The 24,682-nt window shown below is 73.8% G+C and carries 25 protein-coding genes and 1 riboswitch; of the genes, 13 read left to right on the top strand and 12 right to left on the bottom strand.

The window, feature by feature from the left end:
* Position 1 precedes the first annotated feature (1 nt).
* Together FGW37_RS04045 and FGW37_RS04040 are read left to right on the top strand one after the other, a co-directional pair.
* Positions 2-652: a response regulator transcription factor gene (locus FGW37_RS04045; RefSeq protein ID WP_179079795.1), complete on the top strand. Its 651-nt coding sequence runs from the start codon at positions 2-4 to the stop codon at positions 650-652.
* Between the two features lie 84 nt (positions 653-736).
* Positions 737-1,918, top strand: a complete 1,182-nt coding sequence (locus tag FGW37_RS04040; RefSeq protein WP_179079794.1) for an ROK family protein — start codon at positions 737-739, stop codon at positions 1,916-1,918.
* A gap of 54 nt (positions 1,919-1,972) precedes the next feature.
* Here FGW37_RS04040 and FGW37_RS04035 read toward each other — a convergent pair whose 3' ends face one another.
* Entirely contained in the window at positions 1,973-2,716 is a 744-nt protein-coding gene (locus FGW37_RS04035; protein ID WP_179079793.1) for a GntR family transcriptional regulator, read from the bottom strand.
* A gap of 204 nt (positions 2,717-2,920) precedes the next feature.
* On the opposite strand from FGW37_RS04035, the gene FGW37_RS04030 reads away from it, so the two are divergent.
* Positions 2,921-3,667 (top strand): SDR family oxidoreductase, encoded by a 747-nt coding sequence (locus FGW37_RS04030; RefSeq protein WP_179079792.1) that lies wholly within the window; start codon positions 2,921-2,923, stop codon positions 3,665-3,667.
* A 35-nt stretch (positions 3,668-3,702) separates the two neighbouring features.
* On the opposite strand, the gene FGW37_RS04025 is transcribed toward FGW37_RS04030, so the two are convergent.
* Positions 3,703-4,635, bottom strand: coding sequence for an RNA polymerase sigma-70 factor (locus FGW37_RS04025; RefSeq protein ID WP_179079791.1), 933 nt, complete (start codon positions 4,633-4,635; stop codon positions 3,703-3,705).
* Between the two features lie 130 nt (positions 4,636-4,765).
* Here FGW37_RS04025 and FGW37_RS04020 point away from each other — a divergent pair, with 130 nt between their 5' ends.
* Together FGW37_RS04020 and FGW37_RS04015 are read left to right on the top strand one after the other, a co-directional pair.
* Complete coding sequence (locus FGW37_RS04020; RefSeq protein ID WP_179079790.1) at positions 4,766-5,596, top strand: alpha/beta fold hydrolase; 831 nt, start codon at positions 4,766-4,768, stop codon at positions 5,594-5,596.
* Positions 5,597-5,720: 124 nt separating this feature from the next.
* The gene (locus FGW37_RS04015; RefSeq protein ID WP_179079789.1) at positions 5,721-6,554 is read left to right on the top strand and encodes an ATP-grasp domain-containing protein; all 834 of its coding nucleotides are present in this window, start codon (positions 5,721-5,723) and stop codon (positions 6,552-6,554) included.
* Between the two features lie 27 nt (positions 6,555-6,581).
* Here the strand turns inward: FGW37_RS04015 and FGW37_RS04010 are convergent, their stop codons facing one another.
* The 7 genes from FGW37_RS04010 to bioB all read right to left on the bottom strand — a co-directional run bounded on the left by FGW37_RS04010 (position 6,582) and on the right by bioB (position 14,695).
* Positions 6,582-7,421, bottom strand: coding sequence for an SGNH/GDSL hydrolase family protein (locus FGW37_RS04010; RefSeq protein WP_179079788.1), 840 nt, complete (start codon positions 7,419-7,421; stop codon positions 6,582-6,584).
* Between the two features lie 96 nt (positions 7,422-7,517).
* Positions 7,518-8,534 (bottom strand): hemolysin family protein, encoded by a 1,017-nt coding sequence (locus FGW37_RS04005; RefSeq protein ID WP_179079787.1) that lies wholly within the window; start codon positions 8,532-8,534, stop codon positions 7,518-7,520.
* On the bottom strand, positions 8,531-9,877 hold the full coding sequence (locus tag FGW37_RS04000; RefSeq protein ID WP_179079786.1) for a hemolysin family protein: 1,347 nt from the start codon (positions 9,875-9,877) through the stop codon (positions 8,531-8,533). Before FGW37_RS04000 ends, FGW37_RS04005 begins: the two co-directional genes overlap by 4 nt.
* 310 nt (positions 9,878-10,187) lie before the next feature.
* Positions 10,188-10,898 (bottom strand): class I SAM-dependent methyltransferase, encoded by a 711-nt coding sequence (locus FGW37_RS03995; protein ID WP_179079785.1) that lies wholly within the window; start codon positions 10,896-10,898, stop codon positions 10,188-10,190.
* A 147-nt stretch (positions 10,899-11,045) separates the two neighbouring features.
* Entirely contained in the window at positions 11,046-11,762 is a 717-nt protein-coding gene (bioD, locus tag FGW37_RS03990; RefSeq protein WP_179079784.1) for a dethiobiotin synthase, read from the bottom strand.
* Between the two features lie 412 nt (positions 11,763-12,174).
* Positions 12,175-13,482, bottom strand: coding sequence for an adenosylmethionine--8-amino-7-oxononanoate transaminase (locus tag FGW37_RS03985; RefSeq protein ID WP_179079783.1), 1,308 nt, complete (start codon positions 13,480-13,482; stop codon positions 12,175-12,177).
* On the bottom strand, positions 13,475-14,695 hold the full coding sequence (bioB, locus tag FGW37_RS03980) for a biotin synthase BioB (RefSeq protein WP_179079782.1): 1,221 nt from the start codon (positions 14,693-14,695) through the stop codon (positions 13,475-13,477). Before bioB ends, FGW37_RS03985 begins: the two co-directional genes overlap by 8 nt.
* Positions 14,696-14,876: 181 nt before the next feature.
* Between bioB and FGW37_RS03975 the strand changes: the two genes are divergently transcribed.
* On the top strand, positions 14,877-16,073 hold the full coding sequence (locus FGW37_RS03975; protein ID WP_179079781.1) for an 8-amino-7-oxononanoate synthase: 1,197 nt from the start codon (positions 14,877-14,879) through the stop codon (positions 16,071-16,073).
* A 33-nt stretch (positions 16,074-16,106) separates the two neighbouring features.
* Here the strand turns inward: FGW37_RS03975 and FGW37_RS03970 are convergent, their stop codons facing one another.
* Positions 16,107-16,361 (bottom strand): DUF397 domain-containing protein, encoded by a 255-nt coding sequence (locus FGW37_RS03970; RefSeq protein WP_179079780.1) that lies wholly within the window; start codon positions 16,359-16,361, stop codon positions 16,107-16,109.
* A 9-nt stretch (positions 16,362-16,370) separates the two neighbouring features.
* Complete coding sequence (locus tag FGW37_RS03965) at positions 16,371-17,249, bottom strand: helix-turn-helix domain-containing protein (RefSeq protein ID WP_179079779.1); 879 nt, start codon at positions 17,247-17,249, stop codon at positions 16,371-16,373.
* Between the two features lie 282 nt (positions 17,250-17,531).
* On the opposite strand from FGW37_RS03965, the gene FGW37_RS03960 reads away from it, so the two are divergent.
* Positions 17,532-17,969, top strand: a complete 438-nt coding sequence (locus tag FGW37_RS03960; protein ID WP_179079778.1) for an ATP-binding protein — start codon at positions 17,532-17,534, stop codon at positions 17,967-17,969.
* Between the two features lie 147 nt (positions 17,970-18,116).
* Here FGW37_RS03960 and FGW37_RS03955 read toward each other — a convergent pair whose 3' ends face one another.
* On the bottom strand, positions 18,117-18,587 hold the full coding sequence (locus tag FGW37_RS03955; protein WP_179079777.1) for a C40 family peptidase: 471 nt from the start codon (positions 18,585-18,587) through the stop codon (positions 18,117-18,119).
* Between the two features lie 4 nt (positions 18,588-18,591).
* Positions 18,592-18,776: riboswitch (cyclic di-AMP (ydaO/yuaA leader) on the bottom strand.
* A 730-nt stretch (positions 18,777-19,506) separates the two neighbouring features.
* Between FGW37_RS03955 and FGW37_RS03950 the strand changes: the two genes are divergently transcribed.
* The 6 genes from FGW37_RS03950 (at position 19,507) to FGW37_RS03925 (ending at position 24,627) form a co-directional block, all read left to right on the top strand.
* Positions 19,507-19,809, top strand: coding sequence for an urease subunit gamma (locus FGW37_RS03950; RefSeq protein ID WP_058041471.1), 303 nt, complete (start codon positions 19,507-19,509; stop codon positions 19,807-19,809).
* Positions 19,810-19,825: 16 nt separating this feature from the next.
* Complete coding sequence (locus tag FGW37_RS03945) at positions 19,826-20,137, top strand: urease subunit beta (protein ID WP_058041472.1); 312 nt, start codon at positions 19,826-19,828, stop codon at positions 20,135-20,137.
* Positions 20,130-21,851, top strand: coding sequence for an urease subunit alpha (locus FGW37_RS03940; RefSeq protein WP_179079776.1), 1,722 nt, complete (start codon positions 20,130-20,132; stop codon positions 21,849-21,851). Before FGW37_RS03945 ends, FGW37_RS03940 begins: the two co-directional genes overlap by 8 nt.
* Positions 21,851-22,585 carry an urease accessory protein UreF gene (locus FGW37_RS03935; protein WP_179079775.1) on the top strand — a complete coding sequence of 245 codons (735 nt, stop codon included), beginning with the start codon at positions 21,851-21,853 and terminating at the stop codon, positions 22,583-22,585. The genes FGW37_RS03940 and FGW37_RS03935 overlap by 1 nt, the downstream gene beginning before the upstream one ends.
* A 558-nt stretch (positions 22,586-23,143) precedes the next feature.
* The gene (gene ureG, locus FGW37_RS03930) at positions 23,144-23,836 is read left to right on the top strand and encodes an urease accessory protein UreG (RefSeq protein WP_179079774.1); all 693 of its coding nucleotides are present in this window, start codon (positions 23,144-23,146) and stop codon (positions 23,834-23,836) included.
* Positions 23,833-24,627, top strand: coding sequence for an urease accessory protein UreD (locus FGW37_RS03925; protein WP_246430256.1), 795 nt, complete (start codon positions 23,833-23,835; stop codon positions 24,625-24,627). The genes ureG and FGW37_RS03925 overlap by 4 nt, the downstream gene beginning before the upstream one ends.
* Positions 24,628-24,682: the final 55 nt, after the last annotated feature.

Here is a 24,682-nt window from a genome sequence, read left to right as displayed (position 1 = left end):
GGTGCCGATAACTGTTCTGCTGGTCGACGACGAGCCGCTCGTCCGCGCGGGCCTGCGCGCCATCCTCGAAGCGCAGCCCGACATCGAGGTGATGGGCGAGGCCGCCGACGGGGCGGCCGTGGTGCCGATGGTGCGTCAGCTGCGGCCGGACGTCGTCGCGATGGACGTACGGATGCCGCTGCTGGACGGCATCGAGGCGACGCGGGCCGTCCTGCGCACGGTGCAGCCGCCGCCGAAGATCATGGTCGTGACCACCTTCGAGAACGACGAGTACGTCTACGACGCGCTGCGCGCGGGCGCCGACGGGTTCCTCCTCAAGCGCGCCGCGCCCGCCGAGATCGTGCAGGCGGTCCGCACGGTCGCGGCCGGCGACTCGCTGCTGTTCCCGGCCGTGCTGCGCGCGATCGCGGCGGGCCGGGGCAACGAGCGGGCCCGGGCGGCGATGGAGAAGGCGGCCCTGACGGCCCGTGAGGCGGAGGTGCTGCGCCAGATGGCCCGCGGCCTGTCCAACGCGGAGATCGCGGCCACCCTGCTGCTCGGCTCCGAGACGGTGAAGACGCATGTCAGCGCGGTGCTGGCGAAGCTGGGGGCGCGGGACCGCACCCAGGCGGTGATCGCCGCGTACGAGTCGGGGTTCGTCACGCCCGGGTGAGTCCCGAGGCTCGCCGCCGGTCACCGCACCCGATACGATCCGGCCAGTAAGCAAAGGATGCGCAAAAGCGAGGAGGCGGCAACGTTGGGGCGGCTCACCGGCGGGGACCCGTCCCTGCTGCGGCGGATCAACTCGGCCGTGGTCCTGCACGCGCTCCGCACGGCCGTCTCTCCCGCGTCCCCGCTGTCCACCGCGCCCACCCTCACGGACCTGGTCAAGGTCACCGGCCTGTCCCGGCCGACCGTGGAGGGCGTGATCGAGGGCCTGATGGAGTCCGGCCTGGTGGTGGAGGCGCCCGCCGGGGAGGGCGAGGCGCGCCGCCAGGGCCGCCCCGCGCGCCGCTTCCGCTTCCGGGTGGAGGCCGGTCACCTGCTGGGCATCGAGATCGGGCCGCACCGGATCGCCGCCCTGATGGCCGATCTGAGCGGCCGGGTCATGGGCTCGGCGTCCCTGGACGTGCCGGAGACCGCCCCGGCGGACGAACGGCTGGACCGGGTACGGGACGCGGTCGCCGATCTGCTCGCGCGCTCCGGAGTGCCGCGCAGCGGGCTGCGGGCCGTCGGTGTGGCCAGCCCGGGCATCGTGGAGGCCGACGGCACCGTCCGGCTGGGCACGGCGCTGCCGGGCTGGACCGGCCTGCCGCTCGGGGAGCGGCTGCGCCGCTCGTTCCGGTGCCCGGTCCTCGTGGAGAACGACGCGAACGCGGCCGCGGTGGCCGAGCACTGGAAGGGCGCCGCCACGGGGTCGGACGACGTCGTCTTCGTCCTGGCCGGGCTCAGCCCGGGAGCCGGCTCACTGATCGGCGGGCGGCTGCACCGCGGCTTCGGGGGCGCGGCCGGCGAGATCGGCGCCCTGCACCTGCTCGGCCGGGAGGCTACCCCGGAAGAGGTGCTGTCCACGACGGGGGAGCCGCTGCACCCGCTGGACGAGGCGCAGGTGGCACGGGTCTTCGCGCTGGCGCGCGAGGGCGACGAGCAGGCAGCGGCGGCCGTGGAGCGCTTCATGCGCAGACTCGTGCACGACGTGGCAGCTCTGGTGCTGGCCCTGGATCCGGAGCTGGTCGTCGTCGGCGGCTGGGCGGCGGGGCTCAGCGGAGTGCTGGAGCCGCTGCGGAGGGAGCTGGCCCGCTACTGCCTCCGGCCGCCGCAGGTGGTGCAGTCGATGCTGGGCGAGGCCGCGGTCGCCACGGGCGCACTGCGCCTGGCCCTCGACCATGTGGAGAAGCAGCTGTTCGCGGTGGAGAGCACGGTCACCGCACGCCGGTGAGCCTGCGGGGGAGAGTGAGCGGGGCGGTGGGGACACCCCGCTCGGTCCGCTGCTTCAGCCCGCGGCCAGGAGCTGCACTCCGGCCTCGCCGAACGTGAGCCGGCAGGTGTCCGCGCGGTAGGTGGCGACGGCCACGGCCGCCGTGGCGCCCTCGGCGAAGTAGCGCGTGGTGACGAGGAGGACGGGCGCGCCGGGCAGCCGGTCGAGCTGCTTGGCGTCCTCGGCGCGGGCCGACCCCAGCTCGACCGCGCGGTCCTGGCCCTCCAGGCCGAGGCGCTGCAGCTCGCGCAGGACGGTGCGGGCGCGGGCGGCGCCCGGCGCGGTGTCGATCGCGGCGAGGCCGGGAACGGAGGGCCCCGGCACGTACAGCAGCTCGGCGGCCACGGGCTGACCGTGCGTCCGGCGGATCCGGCGCACGGTGTGCACCGCCTGGTCGGCGGGCGTACCGAGCAGCCGGGCGACCGCCGCGGGCGGGGCCGCCTCCTGACAGTCGACGGCCTGCCAGGAATCGGTGGCGGTGCCCGGCCAGGCGTCCCCGGCCTCACCGACGGCCACGCCCACGCGGGGCGGGGCGACGGTGGTGCCGACGCCGCGGCGGCGCTGCAGCCGCCCTTCGAGCTCCAGTTGTTCCAGCGCCTGCCGGAGCGTGGCCCGTGCGACGCCGAACCGGGCGGCGAGCTCCCGCTCGTTCGGCAGGATCTCACCCACCGCGAACTCGGAGTCGAGCGCCTCGCTGAGCACGGTCTTCAGGTGCCAGTACTTAGGCTCCGGCACCGTTTCGAGCTGCGTGGTCCCCACCCTGATCCTCCGCAAAGCATTTTGCGCGCTTCTTTATTAAAGGTTGTTGCAGTATGGCGACCATAGGACGGTGCCCGGACTTGGTCAAGACCAATGCCCCGATTAACGGCCCGGTACGCGATCCCTTCGAGCCCTTCGGTTACGGTCGTCGCCCATGGGCCCGGCGCACGTGCGTACGGGCCCGGGCGAGCGAGCGGAGGGGCGATGGAGCAGGTCACGGTGGTCACGGGAGGCGGCCGGGGGATCGGCGCGGCGGTCGCGCTGCGGCTGGCGCGCGCCGGCCACAGCGTGGGCATCGGCTACGAACGGGCGGCCGACGCCGCTGAGGAGACGGCCCGGGCGGTACGCGCCGAAGGCGTCGGATGCGTGGCCGTGCAGGCCGACACCAGTGTGGAGAGCGCGGTGGACGCCCTCTTCGACACGGTGCGGGCGGAACTGGGCCCGGTCACCGGGCTGGTGAACAACGCGGGTCTCACCGGTCTGCTCGGCCGGTTCACCGAGACGCCCGTGGAACGGATGCGGCGGGTCGTCGACGTGAACGTGACGGGCGCTCTGATCTGCGCCCGCAGGGCCGCCCTGGAGTTGTCCACCCGCCACGGCGGCCGGGGCGGCGCGATCGTGAACATCTCCTCGGGCGCGGCCACCCTCGGCAGCCCGGGGGAGTACGTGCACTACGCGGCGAGCAAGGCCGCCGTGGACGCGATGACCGTCGGCCTGTCCAAGGAGCTCGCCGAGGAGGGTATCCGCGTCAACTCCGTACAGCCCGGGATGATCGTCACCGGCATCCACGCGGCGATGGGTGACCCGGAGCGGCCGTGGCGCAACCCCGGCCGGGTGCCGATGGGCCGCCCCGGTGAGCCCGACGAGGTCGCGGCGGCGGTGGCGTGGCTGCTCTCGCCGGACGCCTCGTACACCACCGGAGCGGTCCTGCGGGTGGCCGGCGGACTGTAGGCGACCGGCGGTCCGCAGGCGGCCGGCCGTACCGGCTATCCCGCCAGGCCGCCGAGCTTGTCGGGGTTGCGCACCAGGTAGACCGTCGTGATCCGGCCGTCCGCCACCTCCAGGCTCAAGGCGGTGTCCGCACGTCCCCCGGACAGGACGAGGAGGCCCGGACGGCCGTTGAACTCCATGAAGCGGGCCTCCATCCCCGGCAGGGGCTGCTGCGCCACCGCGTACAGGAAACGGCCGACCTTGTCCGCGGTCTCGATGACGCGCAGCGGCGCCTTGGACTTGCCGCCGCTGTCGCCGACGAGCCGCACGTCGGGCGCGAGCAGCTCCAGCAGGTTCCCGATGCTGCCGCCCGTGGCCGCCGCGAGGAACCTCTCGGTGAGGTCGCGCTGCTCGGCCGGGTCCACGGTGAAGCGCGGCCTGCGCTCGTCGACATGGCGGCGGGCACGGGAGGCGAGCTGGCGCACGGACGCCTCCGAGCGGTCGAGCGTCACGGCGATCTCGCCGAAGGGGAAGCCGAAGGCCTCCCGCAGCACGAAGACCGCGCGCTCCAGCGGGGAGAGCGACTCCAGGACCACGAGCACGGCCAGGGAGACGGAGTCCGCCAGGACCGCCTGCTCGGCGGTGTCGGGGACGGCCGGGCCGTAGTCGGTGGCGATCGGCTCGGGCAGCCAGGGGCCGACGTACGCCTCGCGCCGCGCCTGCACCCGGCGCAGCCGGTCGATCGCCAGACGGGTGGTGACCCGCACGAGGTATCCGCGGGGGTCGCGCACGTCCTCGCGGGCGGCGCCGGACCAGCGCAGCCAGGCCTCCTGGACGACGTCCTCGGCATCGGCGACGCGGCCGAGCATCCGGTAGGCGACGCCGGTCAGGACGGAGCGGTGCTCCTCGAAGGCGCCGAGTGCGGCGTCGGATACGGCGTCGGGTGCGGTCACCGCTCCATCCCAGCGGACCCGGTGGGGCTTGTCCATGTGAACTCGCTCTCGGAGCACCCTCGTACAGGACTCGCACGGGACTCGCACAGGGTCTACCCTGCGGTAACTCTTACTGACATCCTGTCTCAATACCTCACCGGCACCCCAGGATGACGAGGAGCCACCCATGGCCGACACGGTCGTCTTCCCCATCGACACCCCCGCCGGACGGCGGACGGCGCAGGTGTCCTACGAACGGCTCGGCGGCGGGGAGCCACTGGTGCTCCTGCACGGCATCGGCCACCACCTGCAGGCGTGGGACCCGGTCGCCGGCATCCTCGCCGCGGAGCGCGACGTCATAGCCGTCGACCTGCCCGGCTTCGGCAACTCCCCGGCCCTGCCGGACGGCGTGGCCTACGACCTGCGCGGCGTGGTCCCCGTCCTCGGGTCGCTCTTCGAGGCGCTGGACCTCGACCGGCCGCACGTGGTGGGCAACTCGCTCGGCGGGCTGCTGGCCCTGCAGCTCGCGCACGAGAAGCTCGTGCGCTCCACGACGGCGATCTCCCCCGCCGGCTTCTGGACCGGGGGCGAGCGCCGCTACGCCTTCGGCGTGCTGCGCGGGATGAAGCGCGGCGCCGACTCGCTGCCCCCGCAGGCCGTCGCCCGGCTGGCCCGCACGGCCGCCGGCCGCGCGGCGCTGGCCGGCAGCATCTACGCCCGCCCCGGCCGCCGTTCGCCGGACGCGGTGATGGCCGAGACGCGCGCGCTGCGCGAATGCACCGGCTTCGCCCCCACCCTGGAGGCCGGCCGCAGCATCCTGTTCACGCACGACATCGCGGACGTCCCCGTCACGATCGCCTGGGGCACGCGCGACCGGCTGCTGCTGCGGCGTCAGGGCGTCCGGGCCAAGAAGGTCATCCCCGAGGCCCGGCTGGTACGGCTGCCCGGCTGCGGACACGTGCCCATGAACGACGACCCGGCCCTGGTGGCCAGAGTCATCCTGGACGCCACGCGGTGAACGGACCCCGCCCCGGGAGCCTGCCGGGCCCCGGGGCGCACGGGGCCAGGGTGATCCCTCTCTGACCTGCACGGATATCATCGGGTGGACCGCCCGTGGGCAGTCAATGCATCAGGAGAGCCCCATGTCGTCCGTCCGGCCCCGCGTCCTCTACGTCACCGACCTCGCCTATCCGGCGAAGGGGCGCAGATACTGCGACGAGGACATCTTCCTGTCCTCCCGGCTGCGCGAGGACTTCGACGTGGCGCTGTGCCACCCGCTCGACGCCGCCGCGCTGATGGACGGCTTCGACGCGGTCGTGGTGCGCAACAGCGGGCCGGTGCTGCACTACCAGGAGGCGTACGACGACTTCGCCCGGCAGGCGCAGAAGGACGGCGTGCTCGTCTACAACCAGCTCACGGGCAGGGCCGACATGGCCGGCAAGCAGTACCTGCCGGACCTCAGCGCGGCAGGCTACCCCGTCATCCCGACCGCCGACCGCGCCGAGGACGCCGGCCGCCTGCCCGACGTGGCCGAGTACGTGGTCAAGCCCAAGCTCGGCGCCGACTCCATAGGCCTGCGCTTCGTCCCGCGCGAGGAGCTCGCGGACGTCGACTACGACGGCGTCCTCGTCCAGCCCCGCATCCACTTCCGCTACGAGGTCTCGTTCTACTTCGTCGACGACGCCTTCCAGTACGCCCTCCACGCACCCGACCCCGCCCGGCGCTGGGTCCTCGAACCGTACGAGCCCACCGCCGGGGACCTGGCCTTCGCGCAGCGCTTCATCGACTGGAACGGCATCGAGCACGGCATCCAGCGCGTGGACGCCTGCCGCACCCCGGAGGGCGAGCTCCTGCTGGTCGAGCTGGAGGACCTCAACCCCTATCTGTCCCTCGACCTCGTGGCCCCGCAGACGCGCGAGGCCTTCGTCGACGCGCTCAAGGCCTCGCTGCGCCGGCTGCTCGGCGGCGCCTCGTAGACCGGGGGCGGCCGAGGAAGGCAGAATTCAGCTCTCGGCCCGCAGCCAGGCCGCCACTTCGCCGGGCCCCGCCCCGTCCGCCGGCGGCGTCACCCAGAAGGCCCTGCCCAGCTCGGTGCTGAAGTGCGCGCCCGTCCGCCCGTCCCCGGACGAGCGGCCCGTCAGGCGCCGGCCGATCCACGGCACGAGGTGCTCGCGGGTGAAGCGCGCGTCGGCGGCGCGCCGGGACGCCCAGCCCGGGCGCACGGTCGGCGGCAGCGCTTCGCGCCAGTCGGACTCGGCCTCGTGGCCGAGCGCCTGCCACACGGCCTCGGCCACCCGCCGGTGGCCCTCGGCGTTCAGATGCAGGCGGTCGTCGGCCCACAGCCGCGCATCGCCCAGCACGCCGGCGCCGAAGAGGTCCACGACCAGCGCGCCGTGCCGCTCGGCCAGCTCGTCGATGAAGGAGAACAGCTGCTCCATGCGGGGGCGGAACCGCTCCAGGACCGGGCCGCGCCGGCCCGGGCTGCGCATCAGCACCAGCTGCTTGCAGGTGGGCGCCAGCCGGTCCGCCGCCTCCGCCAGCCGCGCGCACACCACGTCCACGTCGCACTTGGGCCGCAGCACGTCATTGAGACCGCCGACCAGGGTGACCAGGTCCGCGCCCAGCGCGGCGGCCGGCGCGGACTGCTCGTCGGCGATCTGGCCGATGAGCTTGCCGCGCACGGCGAGGTTGGCGTAGCGGAAGCCGGGGGTGCGGGCGGCCAGGCGCGCGGCGAGCAGGTCGGCCCAGCCGCGGTAGGAGCCGTCCGGCAGCCCGTCGGACATGCCCTCGGTGAAGGAGTCCCCGACCGCGACAAAGCTGGTGTACGTGACATTCATCTGCATGGCGCGGGCGATCCTACTCCTCCGCCGCGGGCCGCCCCGCCCCGGCCGGGCACTGCCGGACGGAGCGGGGCGACGGGGCCGGGGCGGCCGGGCGCGTCACTGCGCCGGGCGGCCCACCAGCTCGCGCAGGAGGTCCTCCAGCGTGACCAGTCCGGCCAGCCGGCCGTCCTCGCCGATCACCGCCGCGAGGTGGGTGCCGGTGCCGCGCATCGTCGTGATGACGTCGTCCAGCGGCGTCGTCGCGCGCACCGTCGCGATCCGGCGCATGCGCTGCAGCGGGAACGGGAAGTCCCGCGGCCGGGCGTCCAGCGCATCCTTGACGTGCAGGTAACCCAGGATCCGGCCGGCGGCGTCCACCACCGGGAACCGGGAGAAGCCGGACTCGGCCGACAGCTGCTCCAGCCCCTCGGGGGTGATGCCGAGCGGCGCGGAGACCACCCGCTCGACGGGCGTGACCACGTCCTTCACCGGGCGCTTGCCCAGCACCAGGGCGTCCCGCAGCCGTTCGGTGGCCCGGATGTCGAGCAGGCCGGCCGCGCTGGAGTCGGCGACGATCCGCGCCAGCTGGTCGTCCGAGTACGTCGCCGCCACCTCGTTTTTCGGCTCCACCCGCAGCAGCTTCAGCAGGCCGTTGGCGAAGGCGTTGATGGTGAAGACGAACGGGCGCAGCGCCCGCGCCAGGGTGACCAGCGGCGGGCCGAGCAGCAGGGCGCTGCGCACCGGCTCGGCGAGCGCGATGTTCTTGGGCACCATCTCGCCGAACAGCATGTGCAGGTACGTCGCCACGGCCAGCGCGATGACGAACGACACGGGGTGGACCAGGCCGTGCGGCACGCCGAGCATGTCGAAGACCGGCTCCAGCAGGTGTGCGATCGCGGGCTCGGCGACGACACCCAGGACCAGCGTGCACAGCGTGATGCCGAGCTGGGCCGCGGCCATCAGCGCCGAGATGTGCCGCAGGCCCCACAGGACGCTGCGGGCGCGCCGGTCGCCCCGGTCGGCGTACGGCTCGATCTGGCTGCGGCGCACCGAGATGAGGGCGAACTCCGCGCCCACGAAGAAGGCGTTGACGACGAGCGTCGCCAGGCCGATGAGCAGCTGTACGAAGGTCATCGGCCGGCCTCCTCGTGCACCTGGGCGCCGCTGCCGGCGTCCGCGGGCGGACCGGTCAGGCGCACGCGGGCCGCGCGGTGGCCGGTCGCGTCGGCGACGTCGATGCGCCAGCCCGCGACCTCCACGATGTCGCCCCGCAGGGGGATGCGGCCGAGCTCGGTGGCCACGAGGCCGGCCAGCGTCTCGTAGGGGCCGTCCGGCGCCCGCAGCCCGATGATCTCCAGCTGGTCGGTGCGCGCCGCGCCGTCCGCGTCGTACAGCGGCCGGCCGCCGGCGTCCGTGCCGGCGGGGGCGATGTCGGGCACCTCGTGGGGGTCGTGCTCGTCGCGGACCTCGCCGACGACCTCCTCCACGATGTCCTCCAGGGTGACGACGCCGGCGGTGCCGCCGTACTCGTCGATGACGACGGCCATGGTGCGCTTGCCGGACAGCCGGTCCAGGAGCCGGTCCACGGTCAGCGACTCCGGCACGAGCAGCGGCTCGCGCAGGATCGAGGTGACGGGGTGGCGGGGGCGGCGGTCGGCGGGTATGGCCAGCACGTCCTTGATGTGCGCGACGCCGATGACGGTGTCCAGGCTTCCGCGGTAGACGGGGAAGCGGGACAGGCCGGTCGCGCGGGTCGCGTTCGCGACGTCCTCGGCGTTGGCCTGGGCGTCGAGGGCGGTGACCTGGACGCGGGGCGTCATCACGTTCTCCGCCGTCAGCCCGGCGAGGTTCAGGGTCCGCACGAACAGCTCGGCGGTGTCCGCCTCCAGGGCGCCCTCCTTGGCGGAGTGCCGGGCGAGCGCGGCGAGCTCCTGCGGGCCGCGCGCGGAGGCCAGCTCCTCGGCGGGCTCCAGGCCCATGCGGTGCAGGGTGCGGTTGGCGGTGTTGTTCAGGTGCCGGATCAGCGGGCGGAAGGCGGCGGAGAACGCGCGCTGCAGGCCCGCGACCCGCTTCGCCACCGGCAGCGGGCGCGAGATCGCCCAGTTCTTCGGGACCAGCTCGCCGACCACCATCAGCACGACGGTGGACAGCACCGTGGCCAGCACCAGGGCGGTCGAGGAGGCGGCGGCGCCGAGGCCCACGGCCTTCATCGGGCCCGTGAGCAGCGCCGCGATGGACGGCTTGGAGATCATGCCGATGATCAGGCCGGTCACGGTGATGCCGAGCTGGGCGCCGGAGAGCTGGAAGGTGAGGCTGCGCACGGCCTCGACGGCGCCGGCCGCGCCGCGCTCGCCCTTCTCGGCGGCGCGCTCGAGGTCGGCGCGCTCGACGGTCGTCAGCGAGAACTCCGCCGCGACGAAGACGGCACAGGCCAGCGTCAGGAGCAGGGCGACCACCAGCAGGACTACCTCGGTCATCGGTTCACCTCCGTCCCATGGTCGGACGAAGGGGCGGGGACCGCGCGATGTCGACTGCGGGGACTACTGGGAGGCTCGCCCATGGGCGGACGCTCACACCTTTCACGTTGAACGGGGCCTTTGCCCATCCATGGTAAAGGATGGGCAAAGCAATGATCCGGACGGAGCTCCGGGGTAATCGAGGGAGTGTACGCCCTACCGGAGTTCCTCGATCACTGGTGCGAACGCCGCGGGCGGCGGCGCGGTCATCGCCGGTCGTCGCCCCGATTCACGTGGTTTCGGTGTCGGAGGGATCCTTCCGTGAGCGGGCTCACGCGTGCCCGTCGACCGCGCCGGCCGTCTCCGGCGGGGCCGCCGGCCGTCTGGCCACCCCCAGCACGCACGGGGAGGCGGGGGTCGGCACCCGGCTCTGCGGCACCCGCAGCCGGCTGAACGCCCCCAGCTCGAACCCCGCCGCCTCGATCGCCGCCAGCGGATCCCGCGCCGTGTGGCACCCGCCGAACAGCACCGGCCAGACCGTGCGGTCCAGCGCCCGCTGGGTGGCCGCGAGCGCCAGGCCCTCCGCCCGCCCGTGCTCGAAGAACCGCAGCTCACCGCCCGGCCGGAGGACCCGCCGCAGCTCCGCCAGCGCACGCCGCACATCCCGTACGGAGCACAGCACCAGCGAGGTCACCGCCGCGTCGAACGCCTCGCTCTTCACCGGCAGCGCCTCGGCCGCGCCCGGCACCACGTCCACCGGGACGCCCGCCCGGACCGCCGCCTCCAGCGCGATCCTGCGCAGCCCGCGCTCGGGCTCGATCGCCACGACCTCCGAGACCGTCGGCGGGTAGTACGGGAAGTTCAGGCCGTTGCCCGCGCCGATCTCGATCACCCGCCCCGACAGGCCGGCCAGCAGCTCGCGCCGGTGCTCCCCGATCCCCGCCCGCTCGTCGATGATCGGGCTCACCTTGGCGTAGAAGCGCGCGAAGACAGGATGGTGCACGGCGTCGTGCGGCAACCTGGTGCTCCGAAGCGGCGGCATGGCACACCCCTTTCCGGGGACGACAGCTACCGCGATTGTTCCCCGGCCGGACGGGCCCGCACCGTCGGCGCGCCGCAATGTCCGCTGCCGTCGCGGCAGTTGGGGCGGGAGGGGTGTGTGGGGCGGCCGGGGAGGGCGGGGTCGGGGTCAGCGGTGAGTCGCCGTGAAGCCGGCCGCGTCCCAGGTGCCGGACAGCTCCGGCGCCAGCCAGCTTGGGGCCGCCGCGCGGAACGCCTCCGGTGCGAGGGAGCTCGCGCGCTCCGGGACGGCGCCCAGCAGCGGGGCGCCGGCCGCCTCCGGCAGATCGGCGAGGTTGCAGCGCATCGCCAGGTCCGGGGCGGCCGGCCAGCTGCCGATCACTATGCCTGCGCAGCGCAGGCCCCGCGCGCGCAGGGCCTCCGCGGTGAGCTCGGTGACGTTCAGCGTGCCGAGGCCCGCCTGAGCGACCACCAGGACCGGGGCGTCCAGCAGCCGGGCCGCGTCCGCGAGGGTCGCGCCCTCCTCGTCCAGGCGGACGAGGAGGCCGCCGGCGCCCTCGACCAGGACCAGGTCGTGGCCCTCCGCGAGCCGCGAGGCCGCCGCCGCGATCTGCGGGGGGCGCACGGGGGCCAGGCCGGCCCGGGCCGCGGCCGTGCCCGGCGCGAGCGGCTCCGGGAACCGGGCGAGCTCCTCCCCGCTCACCCCGCTCCCCGCGAGCCGCCGCACCTCGGCGACGTCACCGGGCTCGCCGGGGGCGACACCGGTCTGGGCGGGCTTGAGCACGGCCACGGAGCGGCTCGCGGCTCGCGCCGCCGCCGCGACGGCCGCGGTGACCACGGTCTTCCCGACCTCGGTCCCGGTACCTGTGACGACCAGTAGTGCCATGGTGTTTCGTGCCTCCGTTGCATGGTCGCTGACATCTTGCTCAGGCGGGGCACCGCCGGTCTCCACTCCGGTGGCCACTCGCCGCGGCGGCGCGGGCCCCGGGCCCAACCACGAGGGCGCGGTCCGGCGGTGCCGAACGGCCTGGCCGCTGTGCCCGGGACCGGGGCGGCCGCCCCGCGTTCCGTCCGCCGCGGCGGTGATCAACTCCCGTGGCGGAGTCCGGCGGTGCCGGGCAGGCCGGCCACACCGGCCGTTTTCTTCCGCCGCAGCGGTGCTTGGCCACGACGGTGCGCTTCGGCGGTGCCGAACGGCCTCGCCGCCTGCCGCCGGGGGCCGGGGCGGTGAGCCCCCCGTGGCGGAGTCCGGCGGCACCCGGCCGCCACCAGGTGAACCGTCGAACGAGCTGCGGCCGTCAGGCGACCCCGGCCGCCGTGTGCACCGCCCTGCACACCCTGGCCAGGTCCTCGTCGCTCGTGACGTACGGCGGCATCACGTACAGCAGGTCCCTGAACGGGCGCAGCCACACGCCCTCGCGGACCACCGCGCGCGTCGCCGCCGCGACGTCCGCCTCGTGGTCGAGCTGGACGACGCCGATCGCGCCGAGGACCCGGACGTCCCGGACACCCGGCAGCGCGGCCGCCTCGGCGAGCCCGTCGCGCAGTCCCGTCTCGATGCGCTTGACCTCCGTCTGCCAGTCCTGTTCCAGCAGCAGGTCGATCGACGCGTTCGCCACGGCCGCGGCGAGCGGGTTGCCCATGAACGTCGGCCCGTGCGCGAGCACCGGCACCTCGCCGCGCGAGATGCCGTCGGCCACCCGCGACGTGCACAGCGTCGCCGCCATGCTCAGGTATCCGCCGGTGAGCGCCTTGCCGAGGCACATCACGTCGGGGGTGACGCCCGCGTGGTCCGCGGCGAAGAGCCGGCCCGTGCGGCCGAACCCGGTGGCGATCTCGTCGAGGACGAGGAGCACGTCGTGCTCGTCGCACGCTTCCCGCAGGACCCGCAGGAACACCGGATCGTGGAAGCGCATCCCGCCCGCACCCTGCACCACCGGTTCGACGATGACCGCCGCGAGTTCGTGGGCGTGGGCGGCGATCGTTTCGCGCAGGTGCGCCGCGTACGCGGGGACGGCCTCCGGGCCGGACGAGAGAGCCGGCGGCGCGTCCGCGAAGACGTGCTTCGGGAGCGCCCCGGACCACAGCTCGTGCATCCCGCCGTCGGGATCGCACACGGCCATCGGCTGCCACGTGTCCCCGTGGTAGCCGCCGCGCCACGTCATCAGCCGCCGCTTCCCGGGCCGCCCGGCCGAGCGCCAGTACTGCAGGCACATCTTGACGGCGACCTCGACGGACACCGAGCCGGAGTCGGAGAGGAAGACGTGCTCCAGCCCCTCGGGGGTGATCTCCACGAGCCGGGCGGCCAGCCGCACGGCGGGCTCATGGGTGAGCCCGCCGAACATCACGTGACTCATCCGCCCCAGCTGCTCGCGCGCGGCCTCGTTGAGGACGGGGTGGTTGTAGCCGTGGACGGCGGACCACCACGACGACATCCCGTCGATCAACTCGTGCACGCCGTCGACCGGTTCGGCGAGCCGCAGCCGCACTCCCGACGCGGACGCCACGAGCAGCGGCTCCTGGCGGCCGGGCATCGGACCGTAGGGGTGCCACACGTGCTGCCGGTCGAGGGCGAGGAGCTCGCCGGGGGTGAGCGGCTCAGGCATTGGGCGGCAGGTCCGTCCCCGCCCCGCGGCGCCGCACGGCGACCAGGTCCGTACGGGCCTCCTGGTCGGTGACGACCTCGGGCGCAACCTCGGCCCCGGCCTCGGGGGCCGCCGCCGCGGCCGGGGCGCCGCCGTCCCCGCAGGGCCCGCACGAACCGCCGCCGCAGCCGGATCCGGAGCCGGAGGCGGCCTGCGCGGCGGCGACGTCCGCCCGGTGCGCCGGCAGCGTCGTCGTGTCCGTGCCCTCCACCTCGAAGCCGGCGTCCGCGATCATGTCCAGGTCGGCCTTGCCCTCCTGGCCCTCACTGGTGAGGTAGTCGCCGAGGAAGATCGAGTTGGCCAGGTGCAGGGCGAGCGGCTGCATCGAGCGCAGGTGCACCTCGCGCCCGCCGGCCAGCCGCACCTCGACGTCCGGGCAGACGAACCGCACCATCGCGAGGATGCGCAGCGCCCGCTGCGGCGTGAGGTTCCACTCCTTGGCCAGCGGCGTGCCCTCGAAGGGGATGAGGAAGTTGACGGGCACCGAGTCGGGGTCCAGCGCGCGCAGCGAGAAGACGACGTCGACGAGGTCCTCGTCGCTCTCGCCCATGCCCGCGATCAGCCCGGAGCAGGCGGACATGCCCGCGGCCTGCGCCTGCTGCACGGTGTCGACGCGGTCGGCGTAGGTGTGCGTGGTGGTGATGTCGCCGTAGGTGGCTTCGGAGGTGTTGAGGTTGTGGTTGTACGCGTCGGCGCCGGCGGCGCGCAGCCGCTCGGCCTGGCCCGCGGAGAGCAGTCCGAGGCAGGCGCACACCTCGACGTCCTCGTTCTGCTCCTTGATCGCTTCGATGGTCTTGGAGACCCGGTCGATGTCCCGGTCCGTGGGCCCGCGCCCGCTGGCGACCAGACAGACCCGCTTCGCCCCGCCGGCGACACCGGCGGCGGCGGCCTTGGAGGCGTCCTCCGGCTTGAGCCAGGTGTACTTGAGGATCCCGGCCTTGGAACCGAGCCGCTGCGAGCAGTACGAGCAGTCCTCGGGGCAGAGCCCGGATTTGAGGTTGACGAGGTAGTTGAGCTTCACCCGGCGCCCGAACCACCTGCGGCGCACCTTGCCGGCCGCGGCCACCACGTCGAGCAGGTCGTCGTCGGACGTCGCCAGCACGGCGAGCGCCTCTTCGCGGGTCGGCGGCTCGCGCCGCAGCCCCTTGTCCACCAGCGTGTTCAGCAGGTCCATGGCGGTGATCCTCGCTCACGGCCGTACCCCGGGCCAAGGTAGGGATCGCACAACTCCCGCGGATTGATGTGTGTGTATTGCCACACCCTGACCAGGTGTGACGCCCGCTACGTTCTACAGAGGTTCTATCCGGGCTCCACAGAACCGGCCCCCAGCCCCCTGGAACGCGAAGGAAGGCCGCATGCCTCAGGACCCGACCCGGGACACGCCCCGGCCCGCCTTCCGGGACCCCTTCGCCTGGATCGACGCGCACCACGAGCGGCGCCTGGCGGCCGGGCTCGTACGGACCCTGCGGCCCCGCCCCGCGGACTCGCCGCTGACCGACCTGGCGGGCAACGACTACCTGGGCCTCACCCGCCACCCCGAGGTCACCGAGGCCGCCGCGGCGGCCGCCCGCCGGTGGGGCGCCGGGGCGACGGGCTCCCGTCTGGTCACCGGCAGCACCGCCCTGCACGCCCGGCTGGAGGAGGAGCTCGCCGCCTTCTGCGGCTTCGAGTCCGCGCTCGTGTTCTCCTCCGGCTACGCGGCCAACCTCGCCGCCGTCACCGCGCTCGCCGGGCCCGGCGGCGGCGCCGAGGGTGCGGCCCTGCTCGTCTCCGACGAAGGCAACCACGCCTCCCTGATCGACGGCTGCCGGCTGGCCCGCGCCGAGAAGGCGGTCGTGCCGCACGCCGACCCGGACGCCGTCCGCAAGGCCCTCGCGGCACACGGAGGCCGCGCGCTCGCCGTCACCGACTCCGTCTTCTCCGTCGACGGCGACGCCGCCCCGCTGCCCGCGCTCGCCGGGGCGTGCCGCGAACACGGGGCGGCCCTGCTCGTGGACGACGCGCACGGGCTCGGCGTCCTCGGCGAGGGCGGCCGGGGCGCGGTGCACGCGGCGGGACTGGCGGGCGCCCCGGACGTCGTCGCGACGGTCACGCTCTCGAAGGCGCTGGGCAGCCAGGGCGGTGCGGTGCTCGGCCCGGAGCGGGTGATCCGGCACCTGGTGAGCAACGCCCGCACGTTCATCTTCGACACCGGCCTCGCACCGGCGGCGGCCGGTGCCGCGCTGGCGGCCCTCACGGTGCTGCGCCGCGAGCCGCAGCGGGCGCAACGGGTCCGGGAGATCGCCGCCGAGCTGCACCGCAGGGTGGTGGCGGCGGGCTTCGCGGCGGTACGGCCCGACGCGGCGGTGGTCTCCGTACGCGCACCCTCGCCGGAGGCGGCGGTGCGGTGGGCGGCGGACTGCCGGGAGGCGGGGATCGCGGTCGGCTGTTTCCGGCCGCCGTCCGTGCCGGACGGCGTCTCACGGCTGCGGCTGACCGCCCGGGCCGATCTGTCGGACCGGCAGGTGACGGCCGCGGCCGACGCGATCGTACGGACCGCGCCGGCCGCTTGAACGAAAGGGCCTTAACGAAAGGGCCTTACCGGGTCAGAGCGGGTCGATCCCGCCGTCGCGCAGTCCCTCGACGAAGCAGGTCCACGCGGCGGAGCGGAAGAGGACAGCGGGACCGCCCGTCCGCTTGGAGTCGCGCACGGCGAGGAGGCGGCCGGGGAGCGGTCCGGCCGTCTCGACGCAGTTGTTGTATCCGGTGCTGTAACTGCTGCGCCGCCATGGAGCCTCGCGGAGCAGGGAAAGCGCTGCAGGGGTGGAACGGTGGGGTACGTACCGAGGCATTGCGGACATGGTGCCTCCTTACGCGCCGTCGTTGATCCCGGCGATGAATTCCAGCGATTTCTCGTGCGAGAGGGCGTGTGCGCGCAGTGTCGTGAAGGCCGCGCCGTACGCCCGGAGGTCTTCTTTCCGCTCCAGGTAGAGGCTACTCGTCAAGTGGTCGAGAACAACCACATCCAGATCAGCAATGCGCGGAAATGAGAAAATAACAAAAGGCCCGGTGATGCCGATATGGCCGCCACTGGAGAAGGGCAGGACGTGCAGCCGCACGTGCCCCAGCGATCCCGTCTCCACCAGGTGCCGCAACTGCCCGGCCATGACCTCCGCTCCGCCGACCTCATGGCGCAGTACGGCCTCGTCCAGCACGGCGCACACCTCCAGCGGCTGCTCGCCCCGGAGCACCGCCTGGCGCGCCAGGCGCACCCGCACCAGCTCCTCGACCTGCTCCGGCGCAGGGTCGCCGAGGGCCGCGCGGGTCACGGCGCGGGCGTAGTCCGGCGTCTGCAGCAGGCCGGGCACCACGGTGGTCTCCAGGGTGCTTAACCGCGAGGCCTCCGACTCCAGGCTGATGAAGTCGAGATAGGCGGGCGGCAGCCGGTCGCGGTAGGCGTACCACCAGCCGCGCCGGGCCCCCGCGCCCTCGCCCGGTTCGGTGGACCCCGCGCCGCACAGCGCCCCCAGCAGCGCGCGCAGCTCGGCGTCGGCGACCCCGTAGGCGTCCAGCAGCCGGGCCACGTCCGCCGGTTTCACGCCACTGCTGCCCGTCTCGATCCGGCTGACCTTCGACTGGTGCCAGCCCACCGCGCGCGCGGCCTCCAGGCTCGTCAGCCCGGCCAGTTCGCGCTGGCGGCGCAGCTCCGCACCCAGCTTGCGGCGGCGTACCGCCGGTCCGTACCGCATTGGCCCTCCCCTGGGTCACTGTCGTTGTCATACGTCAGTGTCAATAGCCCAGTGTGCCGTGTGAATCCGGTCGCTCGTCGTAGAGTTCACTGCTTCGGGCGACAGATATATGCATATCTTGGGGGATCGCTCCCATCACAGGCGTTATCAGTGGCAGTCTGTCGCGCAGAGCCGTCCGAGGCCGCTCATGCCCCCCACGACTTACGGCACGCTTCCCGACTTTTCCGTGGCAGTGCACCGGAGTCCGGTCTCGGCGGGACCTCGGCTGAAAGGGCCATCGCCATGGCAGACCACCAAGAAGCCACCGTCACGCTGCCGAGCGCCCCCGCCTCGGTCTCCACGGCGCGCCGCTACGTCGCGGAGGTGCTGGCGGACTGGGGGCTTCCGGGCGGGACGGACACCTCCGAGACCGTGCGCCTGATCGTCTCCGAGCTCGCGACCAACGCCGTGCAGCACACCCGGGGACAGTCGCCCACCTTCACCGTGGACGTCCGCCTCGACCGCGATCAGCATCTGCGCATCGGCGTCACCGACAGCCACCCGCGCTTCCCCCGGCGGCTGCCCGCCGCGGTCCAGCAGGACAACGGCCGCGGCATGGTGATCATCCGCTGTCTCACCGCTGAGCACGGGGGGCGGCTGTTCTGCACGCCGACCTCCGACGGCGGCAAGACGGTGTGGATCTCCCTCCCCTGGACCGCGCCGGTCAGCGCAGAGCGCTGAACTCCCCTCCGGCCGGCCAGGCCCCCCGCACGCGGTGCGGGGGGCCTCGGGCCTCTTCGGGCCCTCGTGCGGGGAGTTACGGCGAGTTGCGGGGAGCCGTGTCACCGGGCCTTCCGGGGGCTCCGGGGGCGGGCCGGTGACGCCGGGTCAGCCGACCCGGCCGTAGCGGACGCTGTTGGTCCAGATCCGCTCCAGCCGGACGACCGCGCCCGTCTTGGGTGCGTGCCAGATGCGGCCGTCCCCGTTGTATATCCCCACGTGGTAGATCCCGCGCCCGGAGACGAAGAAGACGAGGTCGCCGCGTTCGCGTGCGGAGCGGGGGATGTGCCGGGTGCTGTTGTACTGCTGGGCGGCGGTGCGGGGCAGGGACTTCCCGGCCCGCTTGAAGGAGTAGAGCGTCAGGCCCGAGCAGTCGAACCGGTAGGGTCCGGTCGCCCCCCACTGATACGGGGAGCCCTGCTTCGAGGCCGCGATCCGCAGTGCCTGGGTGGAGACGGTCGACGCCTCCGCCTCTGCCGCGCCGCCCGGAGCCAGCACGGTGGCCCCGACAGCGGCGAGAGTGAGGGCCGATGCGGCACCGGCCCTGGACAGCTTTGACGGACGTTTGTGCGCGCCCATGCGCTAACCCTTCGTCAGCCGCCTGTGAAGGATGACCTGTCGGGTTCGGGCAGGCGAAGGTTGCCCGGCCGCTGTCAACGGCTTCACCCCAAGGGCCGACCGCACTACTCTTGGTCGTCCCACCACTCTTGGGTCCTCCATCCCTGCCGTTGCACTGAAGTCGACCCGGCATCCCGGCGGCGGCAGGGTTCGGCGTCCACCGGGACCGCCCCGCCGGGGTGGCGGGGTCTTGTCGTCGAAGGGATCTTGGCGCAGCCGCCGTGCCGATTCCGAGCGGAACCAGGGGTATGTGAGCCTGATCACTTCTGGGCAATTCCGGTGGACGCGGGGCGATTTGGTGGTGTGCGCGCAAGCCGGCTGAGCCGCTGGCCTGCGGCGGTTCGTACCGGCCCGGGAGCAATCCGGCCGCCCGCGCCAAATCGATCACCGCGCCCCGTCTACGCCGTGATCCTTCATGGAGGGGACCGGGGTTTATCCGGGTGCGGACCCCCGGCCCTCCGGCGCACATGGCGCGGAGATCCCTTCGCCCCCGGCGCTCTGCGCCGGGGACCCGTACCGTCCGCGTCGGCATGACCCGCTCGCACCTTCCGTTCGCCTGTTTCGTACAGGCATGCGAGCCGCGGCGCCGTCGCGCCACCGCGACGACCATGGTCTGCGCCGCCCGTAGCCGGCGGTACGTGTCGTGCGGACGGACGGCCATGATCCGGCCCAGAAGATCCAGTAGATGCAGACGACAGACGGCTCCCGGGTCCATGGCCATGACAATGCAAAGAGTCAGTTAACGCGTTGGAAAAGGTTCCGCCCTAATCTGCAATCACCGGCCACCGGCCGAAGAACCCCAGGTCAACACCGTGTTGAACTCGGGTAGCGTCCCGGTGCGTCCATCCGGGACACCTGGGACGACAGTGAGGTGGGACGCATGCAACTCTCCCCGCGCGAGCAGGAACGACTGCTCCTGCACGTGGCCGCCGACGTGGCCGCCAAGCGCAAGGCCCGCGGCCTGCTCCTCAACCACCCCGAGGCGGTGGCCCTGATCACGGTCCACGTCCTCGAAGGCGCCCGGGACGGCCGCACGGTTGCCGAGCTGATGTCCTCCGGGCGCAGGGTGCTCACCCGCGACGACGTCATGGAGGGCATCCCCGAGATGCTCCACGACGTCCAGGTCGAGGCCACCTTCCCCGACGGCACCAAGCTCGTCACCGTCCACGAACCGATCTGCTGACGGGGGAGGACCCGCGATGATCCCCGGAGAAATCCTGTACGCCGCCGAGCCCGTGGCCCTCAACCAGGGGCTGCACCGCACCCGGCTCACCGTGCTCAACGCCGCCGACCGCCCGGTGCAGGTCGGCTCGCACTACCACTTCGCCGAGGCCAACCCCGGCCTCGACTTCGACCGCGCGGCGGCCCGCGGCAAGCGCCTCGACATCGCTGCCGGCACCGCCGTCCGCTTCGAGCCGGGCATCCCCCTCCAGGTCGACCTCGTCCCCATCGGCGGCAAGCGCATCGTCGAGGGTCTGCGCGGCGAGTGCGGGGGACCGCTCGATGACTGAACTCAGCCGCGTCGCCTACGCCGGCCTCTACGGGCCGACCGCAGGCGACCGCGTCCGCCTCGCCGACACCGACCTCGTCGTCGAGATCGAGGAGGACCGCAGCGGCGGGCCCGGGCACGCCGGCGACGAGGCCGTCTTCGGCGGCGGCAAGGTCATCCGCGAGTCGATGGGCCAGTCCCGTGCGACCCGGGCGGACGGGGCCCCCGACACCGTCATCACCGGGGCCCTCGTCCTCGACCACTGGGGCGTCGTCAAGGCCGACATCGGCATCCGCGACGGCCGGATCACCGGCGTCGGCAAGGCCGGCAACCCCGACACCATGGACGGCGTCCACCCCGACCTCGTCATCGGCCCCGAGACCGAGGTCATCGCCGGCAACGGCAAGATCCTCACCGCCGGGGCCGTCGACGCCCACGTGCACTTCATCTGCCCGCAGGCCGCGGACGAGGCCCTCGCCTCCGGCGTCACCACCCTGCTCGGCGGCGGCACCGGGCCGGCCGAGGGCAGCAAGGCCACCACCGTCACCCCCGGAGCCTGGCACCTTGCCCGGATGTTCGAGGCCATGGAGGGCTACCCCGTCAACATCGGCCTGCTGGGCAAGGGCAACACCGTCTCCTACGACTCGATGCGCGCCCAGCTGCGGGCCGGCGCCGTCGGCTTCAAGATCCACGAGGACTGGGGGGCGACCCCCGCCGTCATCGACGCCTGCCTGGCCGTGTGCGAGGAGAGCGGCGCCCAGCTCGCCATCCACACCGACACCCTCAACGAGGCCGGCTTCGTCGGAGACACCCTCGCCGCCATCGCCGGCCGCTCCATCCACGCCTACCACACCGAAGGCGCCGGCGGCGGGCACGCCCCCGACATCATCACCGTCGTCTCCGAGGCCAACGTCCTGCCCAGCTCCACCAACCCCACCCGGCCGCACACCGTCAACACCGTCGACGAACACCTCGACATGCTGATGGTCTGTCACCACCTCAACCCGGCCGTCCCCGAGGATCTCGCCTTCGCCGAATCCCGCATCCGGCCCGGCACCATCGCCGCCGAGGACGTCCTGCACGACCTCGGAGCGATCTCGATCATCTCCTCCGACTCCCAGGCGATGGGCCGCATCGGGGAGGTCGTGCTGCGCACCTGGCAGACCGCGCACGTGATGAAGAGACGCCGCGGCCCCCTGCCCGGCGACGGACCGGCCGACAACGCACGAGCCCGGCGCTACGTCGCCAAATACACCATCAACCCGGCCGTCGCGCAGGGCCTCGACCACGAGATCGGCTCCGTGGAGCCGGGCAAGCTCGCGGACCTCGTGCTGTGGGAGCCCGCCTTCTTCGGCGTACGGCCGCAGCTCGTCATCAAGGGCGGCCAGATCGCCTACGCGCAGATGGGCGACGCCAACGCCTCCATCCCCACCCCGCAGCCGGTCCTGCCGCGCCCCATGTTCGGCGCCCACGGGCGGGCCCCGGCCGCCAACTCCCTCAACTTCGTCACCCAGTGGGCCATGGACGACGGCCTCCCCGAACGCCTCGGCCTCGGCAAGCGCTTCGTCCCCATACGCTCCACGCGCGGCGTCACCAAGGCGGACATGCGCAACAACGACGCCCGCCCGAGGGTGGAGGTCGACCCCGACACGTTCACGGTCACCGTCGACGGAGAAGCGATCGAGCCCCGGCCGGCGGCGGAACTGCCGATGGCCCAGCGTTACTTCCTGTTCTGATGAGCACGACGACCGAGACCGTCGCAGGCGCGGGGCCGGCCCGGGCCGCGACGAGGACGGCCGGCACCGCCGCCCTCCTCGTCCTCGCCGACGGGCGCTTCCCCGCCGGCGGCCACGCCCACTCCGGCGGGGCCGAGGCCGCCGTCAAGGCCGGGCGGATCACCGACGGCCGGACCCTGGAGGAGTTCTGCCGGGGCCGACTGCACACCACCGGGCTCACCGCGGCCGCCCTCGCCGCGGCGGCCGCGGCCGGAGTCGACCCGCTCGCCCTCGACGACGCCGCGGACGCCCGCACCCCCGCACCCGCCCTGCGCACCGCCGCCCGGCGCCTGGGCCGGCAGATGATGCGCGCCGCCCGCGCCGCCTGGCCCTCGGCGGAGCTCGACGCCCTCGCCGCGGCCCGCCCGCGTGGCGCCCACCAGCCGGTCGTCCTCGGCCTCGCGGCCCGGTCCGCCGGGCTCGGCCCGCTGGACGCCGCCTACGCCGCCGTCTACGAGTCGGTCAGCGGTCCGGCCACCGCGGTCGTACGCCTGCTGAGCCTCGACCCGTTCGTGGCGACGGCCGTCCTGGCCCGGCTGGCGCCGGAGCTCGACGCGGTGGCGGCGGCAGCCACCGCGTCCGCGGCGCGGGCGTCCGCGGAGGGCCCGGACGCCCTCCCGGCCGCCGCGGCCCCGCTGCTGGACATCACGGCGGAACAGCACGCGGCCTGGCCCGTACGACTGTTCGCCAGCTGATGGCCACCCCACGAAGCGCGTGGCACGAGCGCCCCCGGACGACCGGCCACCCCGCCGACGAGGCCGGAACGTCCGTTCCGCCGCCAAGGTCCCTCGTCGGTGAGACCGCCACTTACGTTCCGCCGCAACGGCGAGACACCACGACGTGGCAGTCCGGCGGTGCCGTACAGCAGCACAGCCCGGCGAAGCCAGCCGCGCGGAGCCGGCGGACATGCCGCCGGGCCTGCACCGCCGGGGTACCCCGCCGGCGATGCCTGCACGTTCGTTCCGCCGCAACGGCGGGACACCAGGACGTGGCATTCCGGCGGTGCCGTACAGCACGGCAGCCCGGCGAAGCCCCGCCGCCCGGGGCCGGCGGACTCGCGGCCGGGCCCGCGCCGCCGGGGTACCTCGCCGGCGAGGCCGGCATGTCCGTTCCGCCGCAACGGCGGGACACCACGACGTGGCAGTCCGGCGGTGCCGTACAGCACCGCAGCCCGGCGAAGCCCCGCCGCGCGGAGCCGGACCGTACGACCCCTACCCCTGCCCCCACCCATCACCGAACCCCCCGGAGGGACCATGCACCTCGACCACCCCGAGACCTACCCCCACCGCCACACCTACAGCGCCGCCTCCCCCGTCCGCCCCGACGGGACGCGTCGCGCCCTGCGGATCGGCCTCGGCGGGCCCGTCGGGTCCGGTAAGACCGCGACCGTCGCCGCGCTCTGCCGTGCCCTGCGCGAGGAGTTGTCCATCGCCGTCGTCACCAACGACATCTACACCCGCGAGGACGCCGAGTTCCTGCTGCGCAACGCCGTCCTGCCGGCGGAGCGGATCACCGCAGTCGAGACCGGGGCCTGTCCGCACACCGCCATCCGCGATGACATCTCCGCCAACCTGGAGGCCGTGGAGGACCTCGAGGACGCGGTCGGGCCGCTCGACCTCGTCCTGGTCGAGTCCGGGGGCGACAACCTCACCGCCACCTTCTCCAAGGGCCTGGTGGACGCGCAGATCTTCGTCATCGACGTCGCGGGCGGCGACGACATCCCGCGCAAGGGCGGCCCGGGCATCACCACCGCCGACCTGCTCGTCGTCAACAAGACCGACCTCGCCCCGTACGTCGGCGTCGACCTGGAGGGGATGGCCCGCGACGCCAAGGCGCAGCGGGGCGAACTCCCGGCCGCCTTCACGTCCCTTGTCACGGAGGGCGGCGTGGAGCCGGTCACGACGTGGGTGCGCGCCCGGCTCGCCGCCTGGACCGAGTCCTCGTGACCGCTCTCGCCGCCGCAACCGCGCCACCGCAGGGAGCCGGGCTGCGGGCCTCCGCCCGGATCGTGGCCGTCGCGGACGGCAGGGGCGGCACCGCCCTGCCCGTCCTCGACGGCGGCGGCCCGTTCGCCCTGCGGCGGCTGCGCTCGCCGGGGGCCGAGGCGCGGGTGTGCCTGGTCGGCGCGATGAGCGCGCCGCTGGGCGGCGACGCCCTCACGCTGTCCGCCGAAGTGGAGGACGGCGCCGTGGTGCACTTCTCCACCACGGCCGCCACGATCGCCCTGCCCGGCCGTACGGGTGCTCCGGCGACCTACGACGTGCGCATCCGGGTCGGCGAGGGCGCCGAGCTGCGCTGGCTCCCCGAACCGCTGATCTCCGCGCGCGGCGGCGAGCTGTGGATGACCACGCGCATCGAACTCGCCCCCACGGCCCGGCTGGTGTTCCGCGAGGAGCAGATCCTGGGGCGCGCGGGGGAGCGGCCGGGCCGGCTGACGGCCCGCCTCACCGTCCGGCGCGGCGGACGCCCGCTCTACGATCAGGAGTTGTCGTACGGCCCGGGCGTGCCCGGCTGGGACGGCGGGGCTGTCCTGGGTGGTCACCGGGCGGCCGGTCAACTCCTCGTCGTCGACCCGGCCTTCGGGACGGCCCCGGTCGCACCGCGTGTGCTTGGCCCGGCGGCCGTCGTCGCCCCGCTGGCCGGCCCGGCCGCGGTGGTGAGCGCCGTGGCGCCGGACGGCCTGCAGTTGCGAACGCTGCTCGAAACCGGGCTCTTGGGGATGGATGTCGGTAGATAGTGCGATACGGGTGATGTGGTGTGCCGGTGATGAATGCCGCCTCACGCGTCACCGC

Origin of the sequence: Streptomyces rectiverticillatus, from assembly GCF_013394065.1 — a bacterium.
Lineage (GTDB): Bacteria > Actinomycetota > Actinomycetes > Streptomycetales > Streptomycetaceae > Streptomyces > Streptomyces rectiverticillatus.
This window is presented reverse-complemented; position numbering and strand designations above follow the sequence as displayed.

Bases quoted from the DNA above. Each gene is read 5' to 3' on its own strand.
- FGW37_RS04030 (WP_179079792.1), top strand. From the start codon at position 2,921: ATGGAGCAGGTCACGGTGGTCACGGGAGGCGGCCGGGGGATCGGCGCG.
- FGW37_RS04025 (WP_179079791.1), bottom strand. From the start codon at position 4,635: ATGGACAAGCCCCACCGGGTCCGCTGGGATGGAGCGGTGACCGCACCC.
- FGW37_RS04020 (WP_179079790.1), top strand. From the start codon at position 4,766: ATGGCCGACACGGTCGTCTTCCCCATCGACACCCCCGCCGGACGGCGG.
- FGW37_RS04015 (WP_179079789.1), top strand. From the start codon at position 5,721: ATGTCGTCCGTCCGGCCCCGCGTCCTCTACGTCACCGACCTCGCCTAT.
- FGW37_RS04010 (WP_179079788.1), bottom strand. From the start codon at position 7,421: ATGCAGATGAATGTCACGTACACCAGCTTTGTCGCGGTCGGGGACTCC.
- FGW37_RS04005 (WP_179079787.1), bottom strand. From the start codon at position 8,534: ATGACCTTCGTACAGCTGCTCATCGGCCTGGCGACGCTCGTCGTCAAC.
- FGW37_RS04000 (WP_179079786.1), bottom strand. From the start codon at position 9,877: ATGACCGAGGTAGTCCTGCTGGTGGTCGCCCTGCTCCTGACGCTGGCC.
- FGW37_RS03995 (WP_179079785.1), bottom strand. From the start codon at position 10,898: ATGCCGCCGCTTCGGAGCACCAGGTTGCCGCACGACGCCGTGCACCAT.
- bioD (WP_179079784.1), bottom strand. From the start codon at position 11,762: ATGGCACTACTGGTCGTCACAGGTACCGGGACCGAGGTCGGGAAGACC.
- FGW37_RS03985 (WP_179079783.1), bottom strand. From the start codon at position 13,482: ATGCCTGAGCCGCTCACCCCCGGCGAGCTCCTCGCCCTCGACCGGCAG.
- bioB (WP_179079782.1), bottom strand. From the start codon at position 14,695: ATGGACCTGCTGAACACGCTGGTGGACAAGGGGCTGCGGCGCGAGCCG.
- FGW37_RS03975 (WP_179079781.1), top strand. From the start codon at position 14,877: ATGCCTCAGGACCCGACCCGGGACACGCCCCGGCCCGCCTTCCGGGAC.
- FGW37_RS03970 (WP_179079780.1), bottom strand. From the start codon at position 16,361: ATGTCCGCAATGCCTCGGTACGTACCCCACCGTTCCACCCCTGCAGCG.
- FGW37_RS03965 (WP_179079779.1), bottom strand. From the start codon at position 17,249: ATGCGGTACGGACCGGCGGTACGCCGCCGCAAGCTGGGTGCGGAGCTG.
- FGW37_RS03960 (WP_179079778.1), top strand. From the start codon at position 17,532: ATGGCAGACCACCAAGAAGCCACCGTCACGCTGCCGAGCGCCCCCGCC.
- FGW37_RS03955 (WP_179079777.1), bottom strand. From the start codon at position 18,587: ATGGGCGCGCACAAACGTCCGTCAAAGCTGTCCAGGGCCGGTGCCGCA.
- FGW37_RS03950 (WP_058041471.1), top strand. From the start codon at position 19,507: ATGCAACTCTCCCCGCGCGAGCAGGAACGACTGCTCCTGCACGTGGCC.
- FGW37_RS03945 (WP_058041472.1), top strand. From the start codon at position 19,826: ATGATCCCCGGAGAAATCCTGTACGCCGCCGAGCCCGTGGCCCTCAAC.
- FGW37_RS03940 (WP_179079776.1), top strand. From the start codon at position 20,130: ATGACTGAACTCAGCCGCGTCGCCTACGCCGGCCTCTACGGGCCGACC.
- FGW37_RS03935 (WP_179079775.1), top strand. From the start codon at position 21,851: ATGAGCACGACGACCGAGACCGTCGCAGGCGCGGGGCCGGCCCGGGCC.
- ureG (WP_179079774.1), top strand. From the start codon at position 23,144: ATGCACCTCGACCACCCCGAGACCTACCCCCACCGCCACACCTACAGC.